12 protein-coding genes and 1 riboswitch are annotated in these 16,558 nt (G+C 68.8%); of the genes, 5 read left to right on the forward strand and 7 right to left on the reverse strand.

Translation table 11 applies throughout. The features are described 5' to 3' along the window. The 3 genes from G6N37_RS24935 to G6N37_RS24945 all read right to left on the reverse strand — a co-directional run bounded on the left by G6N37_RS24935 (position 1) and on the right by G6N37_RS24945 (position 6,514). Entirely contained in the window at positions 1-2,544 is a 2,544-nt protein-coding gene (locus G6N37_RS24935) for an ATP-binding cassette domain-containing protein (protein WP_174813890.1), read from the reverse strand. Positions 2,545-2,572: 28 nt separating this feature from the next. Next, a complete protein-coding gene (locus G6N37_RS24940) occupies positions 2,573-5,218 on the reverse strand; it encodes an FHA domain-containing protein (protein WP_163684092.1) in 2,646 nt (881 codons plus the stop codon). 78 nt (positions 5,219-5,296) lie between these two features. Then, positions 5,297-6,514, reverse strand: a complete 1,218-nt coding sequence (locus G6N37_RS24945) for an NADH:flavin oxidoreductase (RefSeq protein ID WP_163684093.1) — start codon at positions 6,512-6,514, stop codon at positions 5,297-5,299. A gap of 39 nt (positions 6,515-6,553) precedes the next feature. Between G6N37_RS24945 and G6N37_RS24950 the strand changes: the two genes are divergently transcribed. Together G6N37_RS24950 and G6N37_RS24955 are read left to right on the forward strand one after the other, a co-directional pair. Continuing rightward, positions 6,554-7,399 carry a bifunctional methylenetetrahydrofolate dehydrogenase/methenyltetrahydrofolate cyclohydrolase gene (locus G6N37_RS24950; RefSeq protein ID WP_163684095.1) on the forward strand — a complete coding sequence of 282 codons (846 nt, stop codon included), beginning with the start codon at positions 6,554-6,556 and terminating at the stop codon, positions 7,397-7,399. After that, positions 7,396-7,677 (forward strand): DUF3017 domain-containing protein, encoded by a 282-nt coding sequence (locus tag G6N37_RS24955; RefSeq protein WP_163684098.1) that lies wholly within the window; start codon positions 7,396-7,398, stop codon positions 7,675-7,677. Before G6N37_RS24950 ends, G6N37_RS24955 begins: the two co-directional genes overlap by 4 nt. 21 nt (positions 7,678-7,698) lie before the next feature. Here the strand turns inward: G6N37_RS24955 and G6N37_RS24960 are convergent, their stop codons facing one another. Beyond that, positions 7,699-8,202 (reverse strand): DUF732 domain-containing protein, encoded by a 504-nt coding sequence (locus tag G6N37_RS24960; protein ID WP_163684100.1) that lies wholly within the window; start codon positions 8,200-8,202, stop codon positions 7,699-7,701. A gap of 295 nt (positions 8,203-8,497) precedes the next feature. On the opposite strand from G6N37_RS24960, the gene G6N37_RS24965 reads away from it, so the two are divergent. Both G6N37_RS24965 and G6N37_RS24970 read left to right on the forward strand, forming a co-directional pair. After that, positions 8,498-9,922, forward strand: coding sequence for an FAD-dependent oxidoreductase (locus G6N37_RS24965; RefSeq protein ID WP_167527443.1), 1,425 nt, complete (start codon positions 8,498-8,500; stop codon positions 9,920-9,922). A 130-nt stretch (positions 9,923-10,052) separates the two neighbouring features. After that, positions 10,053-10,505, forward strand: coding sequence for a hypothetical protein (locus G6N37_RS24970; protein WP_163684103.1), 453 nt, complete (start codon positions 10,053-10,055; stop codon positions 10,503-10,505). A 104-nt stretch (positions 10,506-10,609) separates the two neighbouring features. Here G6N37_RS24970 and G6N37_RS24975 read toward each other — a convergent pair whose 3' ends face one another. Genes G6N37_RS24975 through G6N37_RS24985 form a run of 3 tightly spaced genes read right to left on the reverse strand, consistent with a single transcriptional unit; the run spans position 10,610 to position 13,882 of the window. Beyond that, positions 10,610-11,344 (reverse strand): class I SAM-dependent methyltransferase, encoded by a 735-nt coding sequence (locus G6N37_RS24975; protein ID WP_163684105.1) that lies wholly within the window; start codon positions 11,342-11,344, stop codon positions 10,610-10,612. After that, the gene (gene metX, locus G6N37_RS24980) at positions 11,341-12,492 is read right to left on the reverse strand and encodes a homoserine O-acetyltransferase MetX (RefSeq protein WP_163684107.1); all 1,152 of its coding nucleotides are present in this window, start codon (positions 12,490-12,492) and stop codon (positions 11,341-11,343) included. The genes G6N37_RS24975 and metX overlap by 4 nt, the downstream gene beginning before the upstream one ends. A gap of 10 nt (positions 12,493-12,502) precedes the next feature. After that, entirely contained in the window at positions 12,503-13,882 is a 1,380-nt protein-coding gene (locus G6N37_RS24985; protein ID WP_163684109.1) for a bifunctional o-acetylhomoserine/o-acetylserine sulfhydrylase, read from the reverse strand. A 162-nt stretch (positions 13,883-14,044) separates the two neighbouring features. Further along, positions 14,045-14,161: riboswitch (SAM riboswitch) on the reverse strand. 147 nt (positions 14,162-14,308) lie between these two features. Here G6N37_RS24985 and G6N37_RS24990 point away from each other — a divergent pair. Continuing rightward, a complete protein-coding gene (locus tag G6N37_RS24990; RefSeq protein WP_163684111.1) occupies positions 14,309-16,546 on the forward strand; it encodes an NADP-dependent isocitrate dehydrogenase in 2,238 nt (745 codons plus the stop codon). Positions 16,547-16,558: the final 12 nt, after the last annotated feature.

Below are 16,558 nucleotides of genomic sequence, written 5' to 3' on the forward strand. Positions count from 1 at the left end.
TCAGTGCTTGAGCCGGATGCGCCAGCGCACCAGGCCGGCATAGGCGACTGACAACGCCGCGAGCATGCCCATGTCGAACAGCCAGGCGCCCGGCGTGTGCTGGAAGTGGCTGTCCCGCGGGTTCTGCGGGCCGGGCGCCACGGTCCACAAATCGACCGTCGACGCCTGCGCGGCGTACCCCCAGCGCGAGGGCACCACCCAGGACAGCTGGTCGAGGAAGATCCGGTTGGTGACCGGCACCATCCCGCCGGACAGCACCATCTGCCCCATCAGCGACACCACCAGCAGCGGCATGATCTGCTCGTTGGAACGTGCCAGCGCCGACAGCAGCAGCCCCAGCATCGCCGCGGCCACGCAGGTCGCCGCGACGGCGACGAACAGCTCGAGCGTCGCGTTGCCCAGCAGCACCGCCGGCCGCTTCGGCGTGCCCTTGCCGGCCACCACGATGGCCGTCGCGATGGCCGCCTGGACCACGGCGAACACGCAGAACACGGCAATCTTGGCCAGCAGGTAGGCCGTGGTCGACAGGCCGACCGCCTGCTCGCGCCGGAAGATCGGGCGCTCGCCGATGAGGTCGCGGATGGTCAGCGCGGTGCCCATGAACGCCGCCGCCATGGTCAGCAGGGTCAGGATCGTCCCGGCTTCGCCGGCCGAATCGCTCGTCGGGTCGGCGTAGCCGAAACCGGTGTGGCCCGGCACGGTCAGCGACAGCGCGCCCATGATGAACGGCAGCAGCGCCAGGAACACGAAGTAGGCGCGGTCGGAGACGACGAGGCGAACCTGGCGGCGGGCGACGGTGGAGAACTGGCGGCGCATGCCGGTGCGCGGCGCGACGCCCAGATCGGCCGGCGCCTCCGTCTCCACGGGCGGCGGCGGTTTGTTCTGCGCCAGGAAGCGCCTGTTGGCCTCGTCGGGGTCGGCGCCCACCTTCGCAAAGATCTGCGCCCAGTTGGTGGTCCCCATGACCGTCCCGATCTGGTTGGGCGGCCCCAGGAAGGCGGTCTTGCCGCCGGGCGCCATCAACAGCACCTGGTCGCACACGTCGAGGTAGGTCAGCGAGTGGGTGACCACCAGCACCACCCGGCCCGCGTCGGCCAGCTGGCGCAGCATCGTCATGACCTGCAGGTCCAGCGCCGGGTCCAGGCCCGAGGTCGGCTCGTCGAGGATCAGCAGCGAGGGCCCGGTGAGCAGCTCGAGGGCCACCGAGGCACGCTTGCGCTGCCCGCCGGACAGCTTGTCGACCCGGGTGTCGGCGTGCTGCGTCAGCCCCAGTTCGTCGAGCACCTGCGCGACGACCTCTTCGCGGTCGGCCTTGGTGGTGTCGGGCGGCAGCCGAAGCTCGGCCGCGTAACCGAGGGCCTGGTTGACCGTGAGCTGGCGGTGCACGACGTCGTCCTGGGGGACCATCCCGATCCGGGTCCGCAGCGACGCGTACTCGGTGTGGATGTTGTGGCCCTCGAAGGTGACCAGCCCCGAGGTCGGGGTGGCGTACCCGGCGATCAGCCGCGACAGCGTGGTCTTGCCCGCGCCGGACCCGCCGATGAGGGCGGTCAGCGTGCCCGGGCGGGCGGTCATTGAGATCTTCTCGAGCAGGTTCTTGCCGTTGACGGCGAAGTCGACGCCGCGCACCTCCAAACCGCCGGTGCGCGTCGCCGCCTCCTGACGGCGGACCAGGATGCCGCCGGAGAACACCAGGTCGACGTTTCCGATGGTCACCACGTCGCCCTCGGACAGCACGGCCGACGCGGCCTTGACGCCGTTGACGAAGGTCCCGTTGCTGCTGTTGGCGTCGCGGATCTCGGGCCCCGCGGGCGTCGGGGTCAGGAACGCGTGGTGGCGCGACGCCAGCACGTCGTGGATGACGATGTCGTTGTCGAGCGCGCGCCCGATCCAGGCGGGGCGGCCGGGCCGGTCGGTCAGCCGCTCGGCGTCGGGCCCCAGGTTCTTCACCCGGGTGGTCGGGAACTCCGCCGCCTGGCCGCTCACCCCGATCTCGGTCGGCTGGTTCACCTCGGGCGGCCCGCCGGACTGCGGCACCGACCGGGTCGCGGCGTCCGGGCGGACGATCGGGACGGCGGTGGTGCGACTCGGGCCCTGCCACGGCTGGGGGCGTGGCGGCCGGGCCGGGGGTTGGCGCGGCGGGGCCGGTGGCCGCTGCGCGCGGCCGGCGTCGCCGGGGGGCGCGATGACCGGGATCGACTCGGTGGTCGGCGGAAGCATGCCCACGCTCCCGGTGTGGTGGCCGATTTCGAACGTGATCCGGGGGCCGTCGGGTTTGCCGATGTTGATGGTCTGGCCGTCCTCGATGTCGACCAGCGGCACCCGCTGGCCGTTGACGTACAACCCGTTCAGCGACTTGTTGTCCAGCGCCACCCACTTGCCGCGATCGAAGCGCAGCAGCAGGTGCGCGCGAGCGACCAGCGGGTGTGCGACCCGCAGGTCCGCGCGCAGGTCGCTGCCGACGACCACGTCGCGGCCGGCCGCGAAGCTGCCCTTCGATCGGTCGGATCGAACGGTCAGCACGGGCTCGGCGGCTTGGGTCATCGGACCGCGGCTTCTCGCGACCGTGAGCTCAGCGTTTGAGCCGGATGTGCCACCGGACGAAGCCCGTGTAGGCGGCGGACAGCAACAGCAGCATGGCCATGTCGAACACGAAGATGTGTTTCGAGTGCTGCCAGATCGGGTCGTTGGTCGGGATCTGTTTGACCTTCACCAGCGACGGAAAGTCGATGGACGAGGCGCCCGCGGCGTAGCCCCAGCGTGCCGGTGTCAGCCATGCGAGCTCCTCGAGGCCGAAGCGCTGATAGACGGGAATCATGCCGCTGGAGAACACCAGCTGCGACATGATCGACACCACGAGCAGCGGCATGATCTGTTCGTTGGACTGCGCCAGGGCCGACAGCAACAGGCCGAGCATCGCCGAGGCCACGCAGGTGCCCGCGACGGTGACGAACAGCGAGAAGGTGGAGTTGCCGAAGAATTGGGGGTGTGCCGTCGGCGCACCCTTGCCCAGCCGGACGATGATCGTCGCGACCGCGGCCTGAGCGGTGGCGAAGACGCAGAACACCGCGATCTTGGCCATCAGATAGGCGGTGGTGGACAGGCCGACTGCCTGCTCCCTGCGGAAGATGGGGCGCTCCCCGATGAGGTCGCGGATCGTCAGCGCGGTCCCCATGAAGACGGCGCCGATGTTCAGCAGCACCATGATGTACTGCGGCTGGGTGGGGGCTACGCCCAACGGGTCGGCCGGGCCCAGGCCCGGTTTGGGGCCTTTCACCGTCAGCGACAACGCGCCGATGAGGAACGGCAGGACCGCCAAGAAGATCGTGTAACCGCGGTCCGACACCACCAGGCGAACCTGGCGGCGCGCGATCGTGGACAGCTGCCGCCAAAAATCGGTCTTCGGTGGCTCGCCCAGGTCGGCCGGGCTTTCCGGGGATGGCGGCTTGGCCGAGTGCTGGCTGCGTTCCTTGAAGCGGCGGTTGGCCTCGTCGGGATCCGCGCCCACCTTGGCGAAGATGTCGGCCCAGTTGCGGGTGCCCATGGCCGCCTCGACCTGGTCGGGCGGCCCGCAGAACGCGGTCTTGCCGCCCGGCGCGACCAGCAGGATCTGGTCGCAGACGTCCAAGTAGGACACCGAGTGCGTCACCACCAACACCACGCGGCCCGCGTCGGCGAGCTGGCGGAGCATCAGCATGACCTGACGGTCCAGCGCCGGGTCGAGGCCCGAGGTCGGTTCGTCGAGAAGCAGCAGCGAGGGCTGGGTCAGCAGCTCGAGCGCCACCGAGGCGCGCTTGCGCTGGCCGCCCGACAGCTTGTCGACCCGCGTCTCGGCGTGCTTGGTCATGTCCAGTTCTTCGAGGACCTGGGCGACGACCTGCGCCCGCTCGGCTTTGCTGGTGTCGGGCGGCAGCCGCAGCTCGGCGGCGTAGTTCAGCGCCTGGTTGACGGTCAGTTGGCGGTGCACCACGTCGTCCTGCGGCACCATCCCGATCCGGCTGCGCATCGACGCGTACTCGGCATGGATGTCGTGACCCTCGAAGGTCACCGAGCCCGACGTCGGACTGGTGTAGCCCACGATCAGCCGCGACAGCGTGGTCTTGCCGGCGCCCGAACCGCCGATGATGGCCGTCAGCGTGCCCGGCCGCGCGGTCAGCGAGATGTGGTCGATCAACTGCTTGCCGTGGTCGACGGCGAAGCAGACGGAGTTCACCTCCAGCCCGCCGGTGCGGGTCGCGGCCTCGGTGCGGCGGAGCAGCTCACCGCGGGTGAACACCAGGTCGACGTTGCCGATGGTGACCACGTCACCCTCGGTGAGTACCGCGGACCCCACCCGCACGCCGTTGACGAAGGTGCCGTTGACGCTGTGGGCGTCGCGGATCTCGGTGCCCAGCGGCGTCTGGGTCAGGAAGGCGTGATGGCGGGACGCGAGGACGTCCTGGATGACGACGTCGTTGTCGGTGGCGCGGCCGATCGTCAGTGCGCCGGACGGCTTCTGCAGCGCCCCGGACCGCGAAGGCCTGAGCGCCTGGAACATCTTCGTCGCCAGGTTCGCCACCTCGGGCTGCTTGGCGGCGCCGCGCGACATCTCGGTCTGCGGCGACGCCAGGCCGGAGATCTTGGGCTGCGGCGGGAAGTTGGGCGGCGGTGGCGGTGGGGCCGGCGCGCGTCCGGCGCCGGCATACGTCGGTTGCGGCGGCGGCGCGGGGCGCGGCCCCGGCGCGCCCGGGTGCGGCCTGCGCGGCGGCGACGCCCAGCCGGGCGGGCGGCCCGCCGGGCCCGGCGGCGGGCCGGGCGGGGCGGCGACCGGAGGACCCGCCGGCGCGGCGGACCACGCCATCCCGGACTGTTGGGCCGCCATCGGGATGCCCATCGACTCGGTTTGCGGTGGGCGCCCGGCCATCCCCTGGTGCCGCCCGACCTCGAACGTCAGTTGCGGCCCGTCCGGATTCCCGATGTTGAGGCACTGGCCGTCGTGGATCTCGACCACCGGCACGCGCCGGCCGTTCACGAAAGTGCCGTTGAGCGAGCCGTTGTCGATCGCCAGCCACCGGCCCTGGTCGAAGCGCAGCAACAGGTGCGCGCGCGAGATCAGCGGGTGCGTGATGCGCATGTCGGCGCGCAGATCGCGCCCCACCACCACGTCGTGACCGGCGGCGAAGGTGCGTTCTGACCCGTCATGGCGAACCGTCAAGACGGGCGGGGCTGGTGCACTCATCGGTCCAACTGTATCTCGTGAACCCGAGGCCACCCTGAGGCCCAAATGTGTGTTAGCGGTCCGGCTCTCGTCGGCGCGCTAGGTGCGATTGCCCGTCAAGACATCCGGGGCGCCCGTGACCACACACCGCGTCCGGGTGTAGATCGTGGGCATGCATTGGTTGCAGTGGGTGCAGGCCGACCGCACGCTGTGCTGGGCGCCGTCGGCGGCGATCCGATTGATCAGGTCCGGCTCGGCCAGCAGCGCGCGGGCCATCGCGACGAAGTCGAATCCCTCGGCCATCGCCAGGTCCATGGTTTCCCGGTTGGTGATACCGCCGAGCAGGATCAGCGGCATCGTCAGCTCCGCGCGGAACAGCTTGGCGTCGCGCAACAGATAGGCCTCGCGGTAGGGGTACTCGCGCAGGAACTTCTTGCCCGTCATGCGCATGCCCCAACTCAGCGGCGGTTTGAATGCACCGGCGAACTCCTTGAGCGGCGCGTCGCCGCGGAACAGATACATCGGGTTGACCAGCGAGCTGCCCGCGGTGAGCTCGATCGCGTCCAGGCCACCGTCGTCCTGCAGCCATTTCGCGGTGGTCAGCGATTCCTCGGTGCTGATGCCGCCGCGAACGCCGTCGGCCATGTTGAGCTTGGCGGTCACCGCGATCGGGGTGCCCTCCTTTTCCACCGCGCGGCGCACGGCCATGACAATGCCGCGGGCCACCTTCGCCCGGTTCTCCAGCGATCCGCCGAACTCGTCGTCGCGGCGGTTGATCAGCGGAGACAGGAACGAGCTCGCCAAGTAGTTGTGGCCCAAATGGATTTCGACCGCGTCGAAACCGGCTTCGATCGCCAGGCGGGCCGCGTTGGCGTGCCCCTCGATGACGTCGTTGATGTCGTCGCGGGTCGCCTTCTTGGCGAATCGCATTCCGATCGGGTTGAAGAACCGCACCGGCGCCAGGGCCTTGGCCTTGTTGGATTTGGCGTTTGCGACCGGGCCCGCGTGGCCGATCTGCGCGCTGACCGCGGCGCCCTCGGCGTGGATCGCGTCGGTGAGCCGCCGGAACCCGGGCACCGCCTCGGGGCGCAGCCAGATCCCGTTGCCCTCGGTGCGGCCGCCGGGGGAGATGGCGCAGTAGGCGACGGTCGTCATGCCCACGCCGCCTGCGGCGGGCTGCCGGTGGTATTCGATCAGATCGTCGGTCACCAGGGTGTCGGGGGTGCGGGCCTCGAAGGTGGCCGACTTGATGGTGCGGTTGCGCAGCGTGATCGGGCCGAGCTTGGCTGGGCTGAACACGTCCGGAGGGGTAGACATATCGGGAGCGTAAACCTTCGGCATGGAACACTGTCAGGCGTGGGCGCAATCACACTGGACGGCAAGGCCACCCGTGACGAGATCTTCGTCGACCTCAAACAACGGGTGGCCGCCCTGACAGCGTCGGGCCGCACCCCCGGCCTGGGCACCATCCTGGTCGGTGACGATCCAGGGTCGCAGGCCTATGTCCGGGGCAAGCACGCCGACTGCGCCAAGGTCGGCATCACGTCGATTCGCCGCGACCTGCCCGCCGACATCAGCACCGCGGCGCTGGAAGACACCATCGACGAGCTGAACGCCAACCCGGACTGCACCGGCTACATCGTGCAGTTGCCGCTGCCCAAGCATCTGGACGAGAACGCGGCGCTGGAGCGTGTCGACCCGGACAAGGACGCCGACGGGCTGCACCCGACGAACCTGGGCCGGCTGGTGCTCAGCGTTCCCGCGCCGCTGCCGTGCACCGCACGCGGGATCGTGCACCTGCTGCGGCGCTACGACGTCGAGATCGCGGGGGCGCACGTGGTCATCATCGGCCGCGGCGTGACGGTCGGTCGCCCGTTGGGGCTGCTGTTGACCCGCCGTTCCGAGAACGCCACGGTCACGTTGTGCCACACCGGAACTCGTGATCTGGCGGCCTACACCAGGCAGGCGGACATCGTCGTGGCCGCGGTCGGGGTGCCGCACATGCTGACCGCCGAGATGGTGCGTCCGGGCGCCGCCGTCGTCGACGTCGGGGTCAGCCGAACCGACAACGGATTGGTGGGCGACGTACACCCCGACGTGTGGGAGGTGGCCGGCCACGTGTCGCCGAATCCCGGTGGAGTGGGCCCGTTGACCCGGGCGTTCCTGCTGAGCAACGTCGTCGAGCTCGCCGAGCGGGAATGAACGCGAGGTCCGTCGTCAGGGCCCAGTGGCCAATCCTGCTGGTGGGCTTGACCTTCGCCGCGGCGCTTGTCCTGGTGGGGGCAAACTTCTGGCGTCGCGGTTCGCTGCTGATCGGGATCGGTGTCGGCCTGGCCGCGGCGCTGCGACTGGTGCTCCCCGATGAGCGGTCCGGTCTTTTGGTGGTGCGCAGCAAGGGAATTGACTTCGTCACCACCGCGACGGTCGCGACCGCGATGGTTTACATCGCGTGGACGATCGACCCGCTGGGCACCGGTTAGCTACCCGGCACCCGGCGAGATCTACCGCGGCAGGCTGGGGATCTGCCCCGCCATGCCGGGAATCTGTCCGGTCATGCCGGGGATCTGTCCGGTCATGCCGGGGATCTGCCCGGCCATCCCGGGCATTCCCGGCACCTGCGGCACCGAAAGATTGCCGTTGGCCAGGTTCGCCATCTGCTCGGGGCAGTAGGTCTGTATCGCGATGGTGGTGAACATGCGCGCCATCATCGGTGACATGCCGCGGCCGGAGACACTCGAGGCGGCCGCGGCGAAGTTGCCGCCCGGCTGGGCGAGCATCGGGCAGATGGACTGACCCACCGACATCGCATTTCCCGGTTCGCCGAAGTCGATGCCCGCGTGGTTGAGCGCGTCGATGAAGTTGTCGTCGGGGTTGTCCGCCCCGGCCGGCGCGGCGAACGCCGACGCGACGGTGAGCAGGCCCGCGGCAACGGCCAGCAGGCGAACGGTGAGGGGCTGATTCCGAAACAGCCAGACCCAGTGATGCGTTCGCGCCGCTGCCTTCATGCAGCCTCCCCCTCGTTCGTGGAGTGCGCCGAGGGCACTCGAATCACGTTACGAACTCTGAACCATCACAGTCACGTTTACGACACGTTGGGGTAAAGGTTCGCACAATAAGCGTTTTGCGAGGTCGCCGATCCTCGGACGTCGCTTAAAAGGCGCCACGCGCGGCGTCGGGCCGCCCGGCGGATCGAAGCCACACTGTGATCTGACACGGGCGCCCAGGCCGGGCTTTTGCGTGCGAAATGTTTGAGAATCTCCGCACATGACGACGAATCACAGCCGTCCGCCGGACCCGGGCTTGCAGCGGGCCATCTCGCGCCAGGCCTTCCTTCGCGGCGCCGTCGGAATGTTGGCCACCGGCGCGGTTTTGGGCACCGCACGGGCGGCCGCCGACCCCGTTACCGGCTGGGGCGGGCTGGCGTCCTCCATCGGCGGCAGCGTCGTGCTGCCCACCAACAGCGCTCAATTCGCCACCAGCAAAAAGGTTTTCAACTCGTTCTATGACAGCTCCAGTCCCGCTGCGGTAGTGACGGTTTCGTCGCAGGCCGACGTGCAGAAGGCGCTCGCGTTCGCGGCGGCCAACAATCTCAAGGTCGCCCCGCGCGGTGGTGGGCATTCATACGTCGGCGCGTCCAGCGCCAACGGCACATTGGTGCTGGACCTGCGCGGGCTCCCGGGCGGCGCCAACTTCGATGGCAACAACGTCACCGTCACCCCGGCGACCACGCTGTACGCGATCCAGCAGGCGTTGTCCGGCCGGGCGATACCGACCGGCACCTGCCCGACCGTGGGCGTCGCCGGACTCGCGCTCGGCGGGGGGATAGGCCCCGACAGCCGCCGCGCGGGCCTGACCTGCGACGCGCTGCAGTCGGCGACAGTGGTGTTGCCCAGCGGCGACGTGGTGACCGCGTCCGCCAACGACAATCCGGATCTGTTCTGGGCGCTGCGCGGCGGTGGCGGAGGCAATTTCGGGGTGACGACGTCGATGACGTTGTCCACCTTTGCGACGGCCGACAGCGACGTCGTGCGGCTCGACTTCCCGCCCGCGTCCGCCACCCAGGTGCTCGTCGGCTGGCAGTCCTGGCTCAGTGCCGCCGACCGGAACACCTGGGGCATCGTCGATCTCATGGTCGGCTCCGCCCCGAATTGCCATGTGCTGGCGACGTGCCCGGCGGGTGCCGGCTCCGGCGTGGTCGATGCGCTCAAGTCCGCGGTCGGGGTGGCGCCCACGTCGGTCTCGAACAAGACGATGAGCCGGACCGACTTGATGATGTTTCTGGCCGGCGGTACTTCGACGCCACCGGCGCGTTCGTTCGTCGCCGGGTCGGACGTCATCGGCCCGGTCGATTCCACCGCGGCGCACGCCATTGCCACCGCGATCGGGCAGTGGCCCTCAGGCGCCGGGCAGGCATCGGTCCTGGTCGACCCGCTCGGTGGCGCCGTCGCGGACGTGGCAGCGGGCGACACCGCGTTCCCCTGGCGCAATCAGTCCGCCGTCTTGCAGTGGTACGTCGAGCCGGCCGGCAACCAGGTCACCGCCGCGAACGCCTGGCTGAGCTCGGCACACCAAGCGGTGCAACAGATTTCGGTCGGCGGATACGTCAACTATCTGGAGGCCGGCGGCGCGCCGGCGCGCTACTTCGGCTCGAATCTGTCGCGGCTGACAACCGTGCGACAGAAGTACGACCCGAACCGGATCATGTTCTCCGGGTTGAACTTCTGAGGTTTGCGTCTGTCGGAACGTCCAGCGCGGGTCCTTTGGCCCACAAAGCGGGCCCGAAGGCCCTACCGAACGTGTTGGCCCGGTGCGGAAACTGTGCGTATCACGGCTCCACACCGAAGGCAGGTCAGACATGTTCACGCAGGTACTCAAGCGCTTGGCTGGTGCCGCCGTCGTCGCGGCGGGTCTTTGCGCCGTGGGCACACCGGGAACGGCCGGCGCCGACTACCCCGGCGTCCCGGAGTGGTACTCCCAGGCCCAAGAGCATCTGGCCAACACGGCGAATTACATGCAGGCGGTGGTCGACGCGATCAAAGCCAACGACCTCGGCGCTCTCCGATCGGCGTGTTCGGCCGTCCACGACGAGCAGACGATCGGCCTGCAGGCCCACCTGCCCACGCCGGACCCCGCGCTGACCAAAGCCCTGCAGTCCGAGATCAACGACTTCCACACGGCGACGCACCTCTGCATGTCGCTGGGGCCGAACAGCACGCTGGCCGATCTGGACCAAGCCGACTTGTTTACCCAGCGCGCGATCGACGACCTCAAGACGGTCAACGACATCCTCGTCGAAGACCTGGGCTGAGGCCTTTTCGGCCGGTGACCACGAGGTTCGTGGCGGCGTGCTCCCTCGTAGAACGGATGAGAGCGATCAGCCGCCGGTGGTGGTGGCGACGAGCCCCAGCCCGATCACCCGGCGAGCGTCGCCCTGATGCACACGGTGACATAGGGCAACGCCAGCCCGGTCGAATTCGCCAGCGCCGGATGGGTGGCCAGCAGTTCACGCACCTGGTCCAGGGTCCTGGTGCGGACCTCGGTGGGTGAGGTGATGCAGTAGCTGCGCGACGCGACGAGGTCGATCAGGGCTTGCGGCGTAAGGTAATTGGTCCACTCGACCTGGTGGCGCTCCGGCTCGGTGAACGCGTCGGACAATGCGACGTCGAAGCGGTCCCGGTCACCGTCGGAGCCGATGATCTCGCCCAGCTCCCGCACCCAGCCCAGCCGCTCGTCGCGGGTGTTCCACACCAGGCCCAGTCGCCCGCCCGGCCGCAGCACGCGGGCCACCTCGGGAATGGCGCGCTCGGGGTCCACCCAATGCCAGGCCTGGGCGACCAGGACGACGTCGACGCTGTCGTCCGGCAACGGAATGCCCTCCGCCGTGCCCAGCAGCGCCCGGGTCTCCGGCAGGGAGGTCCGCAACACCTCGAGCATGTCGGGAATCGGGTCGACGGCCACCACGTCCAGCCCGCGTTCCACCAGCCGGGTGGTCAGCTTGCCGGTGCCCGCGCCCAGGTCCAGCACGTGGCGCGCGCCGCGCGGCAACAGCCAGTCGATGGCCTCCGGTGGATAGGAGGGACGTCCCCGCTCATAGGCTGCGGCCGCCGAACCGAACGACAGGGAGCGGTCGTGGCGAGAGCGGGTCACCGCCGACACGTGCCTTCGGCCTCGCTGGTCAGCAGCGCCAGGTCCAGCGTCTTGCGAATCAGGTCGCCGACCGCCTCCGATTCCACCAGGAAGCCGTCGTGGCCGCAGATCGACTCGACAACCTGCAGGCCGCCGCAGCCCGGCAGCAGGTCGGCGAGCTCCTGCTGCAACCGCAGGGGGTAGAGGCGGTCGGAGGTGATGCCGCCGACGACGGCAGGCACCGGGCAACCGCGCAGGGCCTTGCGCACGCCCCCCCGGCCGCGGCCGACGTCGTGGCTGTTCAGCGCCTCGGTCAGGGTCACGTAGCTGCCCGCATCGAAGCGGGCCAGCAGCTTGTCGCCCTGATGTTCCAGATAGCTCTGCACCGCGTAGCGGCCGCCGCTGGCCGGGTCCTCGCCGGCCTGTGCGTCGTTGCCGAACCGGGTGTCGAGCTCGGCCTCCCCCCGGTACGTCAGGTGGGCGAAGCGGCGGGCGATGGTCAGCCCGGTGTCCGGCGTGCGGCCGGTGCCGTGGTAGTCGCCGCCCTGCCAGTTCGGGTCGGCCTTGATGGCCGCGATCTGCGTGGTCTGCGTGCCGATCTGGTCCGCGGTAGCCCGCGCGCCGACCGCCAGCAGCAGCCCGGCCCGGACCCGGCTGGGATGGCCCACCATCCACTCCAAGGCCCTTGCGCCGCCCATGGATCCCCCGACGACGGCGGCCACCTGTTCGATTCCCAGCGCGGTCAGGGCGGCGATATCGGCCTCCACCTGGTCGCGCACGGAGATCATCGGAAACCTTGAGCCCCAAGGCTTTCCGTTCCGAGCCAGCGAGCTCGGCCCGGTGGAACCGCGGCACCCGCCCAGCACGTTGGTGGCCACCGCGCACCAGCGGTCGGTGTCGATCGGCGCGCCGGGCCCGGCCACCCCGTCCCACCAGCCGCCGGTCGGATGTCCCGGGCCGGCGGGTCCGGTGATGTGCGAGTCGCCGGTCAGCGCGTGCAGCACCACCACCACGTTGTCGCGGGTCGGCGACAGCTCACCCCAACGCTGAACGGCGATGCAGACGTCGTCGATCACGGAGCCGCTCTCCGTGGTCAGCGAGCCGATGTGCACCAGGCCGATCTCGCCTTCGGCCGGCAGCGTCTGGGTGGGGACGTCGGAGATCGTCATGGCCGGGCTCCTAGAACGCCGCCACTGCTTGGGGGTCGGCGCCCGACGTTTGCGCGTCCGCACCAAACTTGCGCGCCGCGGCGAAGCCGAGTTCCAGGTCGGCCAGGATGTCCTCGATGCCCTCGATCCCGACGGCCAACCGCACCAGGCCCGGGCTGACGCCGGTGCGCAGCTGCTCGGCCGGGCTGAGCTGGGCGTGGGTGGTCGACGCCGGGTGGATCACCAGAGAGCGCACGTCGCCGATGTTGGCGACGTGGCTGTGCAGCTTCAGCGCGTTGACGAACGCCTTGCCGGCCTCTACGCCCCCGGCCAGCTCGAACGAGAGCACCGCGCCGGTTCCCTTGGGCGCCAGCTTCTTTGCCCGCTCGTGCCACGGCGAGCTGGGCAGCCCCGCGTAGTTCACCGACAGCACGCCGTCATGTCCCTCGAGGAATTCGGCGACCCGTTGCGCGTTGGCGACGTGGCGCTCGACACGCAGGCTCAGCGTTTCGATGCCCTGGGCCACCAGGAACGCGTTGAACGGCGAGGCGGCGGAGCCCAGATCGCGCAGCAGCTGCACGCGCGCCTTGAGCGCGTACGCCGGCGCTCCGAGCTCGGCGAACACCACCCCGTGATAGCTGGGGTCGGGCGTGGTGAACCCTGGAAAGCGGCCCTGCGTCCAGTCGAAGGTGCCGCCGTCGACGATCACCCCGGCGATCGCGGAGCCGTGCCCACCCAGGTACTTGGTGGCGGAGTGCACCACGATGTCGGCGCCGTGGGAGAACGGCTGGATCAGGTAGGGCGTGGCGATGGTGTTGTCGACGATCAGCGGTAGCCCGTTGGCGTGGGCGACGCCGGCCACCCCGGGGATGTCCAACACGTCGATCTGCGGGTTCGAGATGGTCTCGGCGAAGAACGCCTTGGTGTTGGGTCGCACCGCGGCCTGCCAGGAGTCCAGGTCGTCCGGATCGTCGACGAAGCTCACCTCGATGCCGAGCTTGGCCAACGAGTAGTGGAACAGGTTGTAGGTGCCGCCGTAGAGCCGCGGGCTGGAGACGATGTGATCCCCGGCACACGCGAGATTCAATATGGCGAAGGTCTCAGCGGCCTGGCCCGAGCTCAGGAACAGCGCGGCCACGCCGCCCTCGAGCGCGGCGACGCGCTGCTCGACCACATCGGTGGTCGGGTTGCCGATCCGGGTGTAGATGTTGCCCGGAACCTCCAGCCCGAACAGGGCGGCGGCATGAGAGGTGTCGTCGAAGGTGTAGGACGTGGTCTGGTAGATCGGCAGGGCGCGGGCGTGGGTGGCCGGGTCGGGTCGCTGACCGGCGTGCACCTGCTTGGTCTCGAACGACCAAAGCGCGGTCGGGTCGGCGTCGTCGTTGCTGGTGGTGCTGTTGTCGGGGCTCACGTGGGTTGCTTTCTGGGTCGAGATTGGCGAATCGGTATCGGGGTTGCCTGCGGCGGGCGGCCGCGGCTTAACAGCGAAACACGAGTCGACACATGAGCCGATCCGACGGAGGTGGAGATGTGCACATGACGTGTCCCCTCTAGTCAGGGGTCCGTGATGGCGGACCCGCGCTTGCCGCGCAGCCTGTGGCTACTAGACCTGGTCATCACCCGGGGCACCCCACCGCGGTTGGAGGGTTGCCGGCCAGCAAGCCGGGGCTTGATGCTGGCGCTCATGACCAATACGAAGACTAGCTTACTGTGCCGACTCAGTGCCAATGGCAGGTCGACACCTGCTTAAACGCCCTTGATAACGTGGCAGCAAGAACGCTGAGCCCCCCAAGGGAGGCTGACCCATATTTGAATATTTGACGCCGGGAGAGGGACCGTGAGCGCCGAACAGCCGACCGTCATCTACACACTGACCGACGAGGCGCCGTTGCTGGCGACCTACGCGTTCCTTCCGATCGTGCGCGCGTTCGCCGAGCCGGCGGGCATCGAGATCAAGACCAGTGACATCTCCGTGGCCGCACGGATCCTCGCCGAGTTCGGCGACGACCTGACCGAAGAGCAGCGGGTTCCCGACAACCTGGGGGAGCTGGGCCGGCTGACGAAGCTGCCCGATACCAACATCATCAAGCTGCCGAACATCAGCGCCTCGGTGCCCCAGCTGATCGCCGCCGTCAAGGAGCTGCAGGGCAAGGGATTCAAGATCCCGGACTTCCCGCAGAGCCCGAAGACCGACGAGGAGAAGGAGATCCGCGCCCGCTATGGCAAGTGCCTGGGCAGTGCGGTGAACCCGGTACTGCGGCAAGGCAACTCGGACCGGCGCGCGCCCAAGGCCGTCAAGGAGTACGCGCGCAGGCACCCGCACAGCATGGGGGAGTGGTCGCCGGCCTCGCGCACCCACGTCGCGACCATGCGGCACGGCGACTTCTACCACGGCGAGAAGTCGATGACCCTGGACCGCCCGCGCAACGTGAAGATGGTGCTGGAGACCAAGAGCGGGCAGACCCTCGAGCTCAAGCCCAGGGTCGAGCTGCGCGAAGGCGACGTCATCGATTCCATGTTCATGAGCAAGAAAGCCCTGGTCGAGTTCTACGAGGAACAGATGCAGGACGCCTACGAGACGGGCGTGATGTTCTCGCTGCACGTCAAGGCGACCATGATGAAGGTCTCGCATCCGATCGTCTTCGGCCACGCCGTGAAGGTCTTCTACAAGGACGCCTTCGCCAAGCACCAGGAGCTCTTCGACGAACTCGGGGTCGACGTCAACAACGGGCTGGTCGACCTGTACAGCAAGATCGAGTCGCTGCCCGCGTCGCTGCACGAGGAGATCATCCGCGACCTACACGCCTGCCACGAGCACCGCCCGGAGCTGGCGATGGTCGATTCGGCCAAGGGCATCACCAACTTTCATTCGCCCAGCGACGTGATCGTGGACGCGTCGATGCCGGCGATGATCCGGGCGGGCGGCAAGATGTGGGGCGCCGACGGGCGGCAGAAGGACACCAAGGCCGTCAACCCCGAGTCCACCTTCTCCCGCATCTACCAAGAGATCATCAACTTCTGTAAGACCCACGGGCAGTTCGATCCGACGACGATGGGCACGGTGCCCAACGTCGGCCTGATGGCGCAGCAGGCCGAGGAGTACGGCTCGCACGACAAGACCTTCGAGATCCCCGAGGACGGCGTCGCCAACATCGTCGACCTCGACACCGGGGAAGTCCTGCTGACCCAGAACGTGGAAGCCGGGGACATCTGGCGGATGCCGATCGTCACGGACGAAGCGATCCGCGACTGGGTCAAGCTGGCGGTGACCCGGGCGCGAAACTCGGGCATGACGGTGGTGTTCTGGCTGGACACCGAGCGGCCGCACGAGGTCGAGTTGCGCAAGAAGGTCAAGAAGTACCTGAAGGAGCACGACACCGAGGGCCTGGAGATCCAGATCATGCCGCAGGTGTGGGCCATGAGGTACACGCTGGAGCGCGCGATGCGCGGCCAGGACACCATCGCCGCGACCGGAAACATCCTGCGCGACTACCTCACCGACCTGTTCCCGATCCTCGAGCTGGGCACCAGCGCGAAGATGCTGTCCATCGTGCCGTTGATGTCCGGCGGCGGGATGTACGAGACCGGTGCGGGCGGTTCGGCGCCCAAGCACGTCCACCAGCTCCTCGAGGAGAATCACCTGCGCTGGGATTCCCTCGGTGAGTTCCTGGCCCTGGGTGCGTGTTTCGAAGACATCGGCATCAAGGCGCACAGCGAGCGCGCCAAGATTCTGGGCAAGACGCTGGACGCCGCGATCGGCAAGCTGCTGGAGAACAACAAGAGTCCGTCGCGCAAGGCCGGCGAACTCGACAACCGCGGCAGCCAGTTCTACCTGGCGCTGTACTGGGCCCAGGAACTCGCCGCGCAAACCGACGACGACGAGCTGCGCGAGCACTTCGCCGCGCTGGCCGAGTCGTTGAGCAAGAACGAGGACACCATCGTGGCCGAGCTCGCCGAGGCGCAGGGCGAGACGGTCGACCTCGGCGGCTACTACTACCCGGACAGCGAGAAGACGACTGCAGTGATGCGGCCGAGCAAGACGTTCAATGAAGCGCTAGCCGCTTCGCAGGGCTAAGGGCCGCGAAGA

Source organism: Mycobacterium seoulense (genome assembly GCF_010731595.1).
GTDB classification, from domain to species: Bacteria; Actinomycetota; Actinomycetes; order Mycobacteriales; family Mycobacteriaceae; genus Mycobacterium; species Mycobacterium seoulense.

Bases quoted from the DNA above. Each gene is read 5' to 3' on its own strand.
- G6N37_RS24935 (WP_174813890.1), bottom strand. From the start codon at position 2,544: ATGACCCAAGCCGCCGAGCCCGTGCTGACCGTTCGATCCGACCGATCG.
- G6N37_RS24940 (WP_163684092.1), bottom strand. From the start codon at position 5,218: ATGAGTGCACCAGCCCCGCCCGTCTTGACGGTTCGCCATGACGGGTCA.
- G6N37_RS24945 (WP_163684093.1), bottom strand. From the start codon at position 6,514: ATGTCTACCCCTCCGGACGTGTTCAGCCCAGCCAAGCTCGGCCCGATC.
- G6N37_RS24955 (WP_163684098.1), top strand. From the start codon at position 7,396: ATGAACGCGAGGTCCGTCGTCAGGGCCCAGTGGCCAATCCTGCTGGTG.
- G6N37_RS24960 (WP_163684100.1), bottom strand. From the start codon at position 8,202: ATGAAGGCAGCGGCGCGAACGCATCACTGGGTCTGGCTGTTTCGGAAT.
- G6N37_RS24970 (WP_163684103.1), top strand. From the start codon at position 10,053: ATGTTCACGCAGGTACTCAAGCGCTTGGCTGGTGCCGCCGTCGTCGCG.
- metX (WP_163684107.1), bottom strand. From the start codon at position 12,492: ATGACGATCTCCGACGTCCCCACCCAGACGCTGCCGGCCGAAGGCGAG.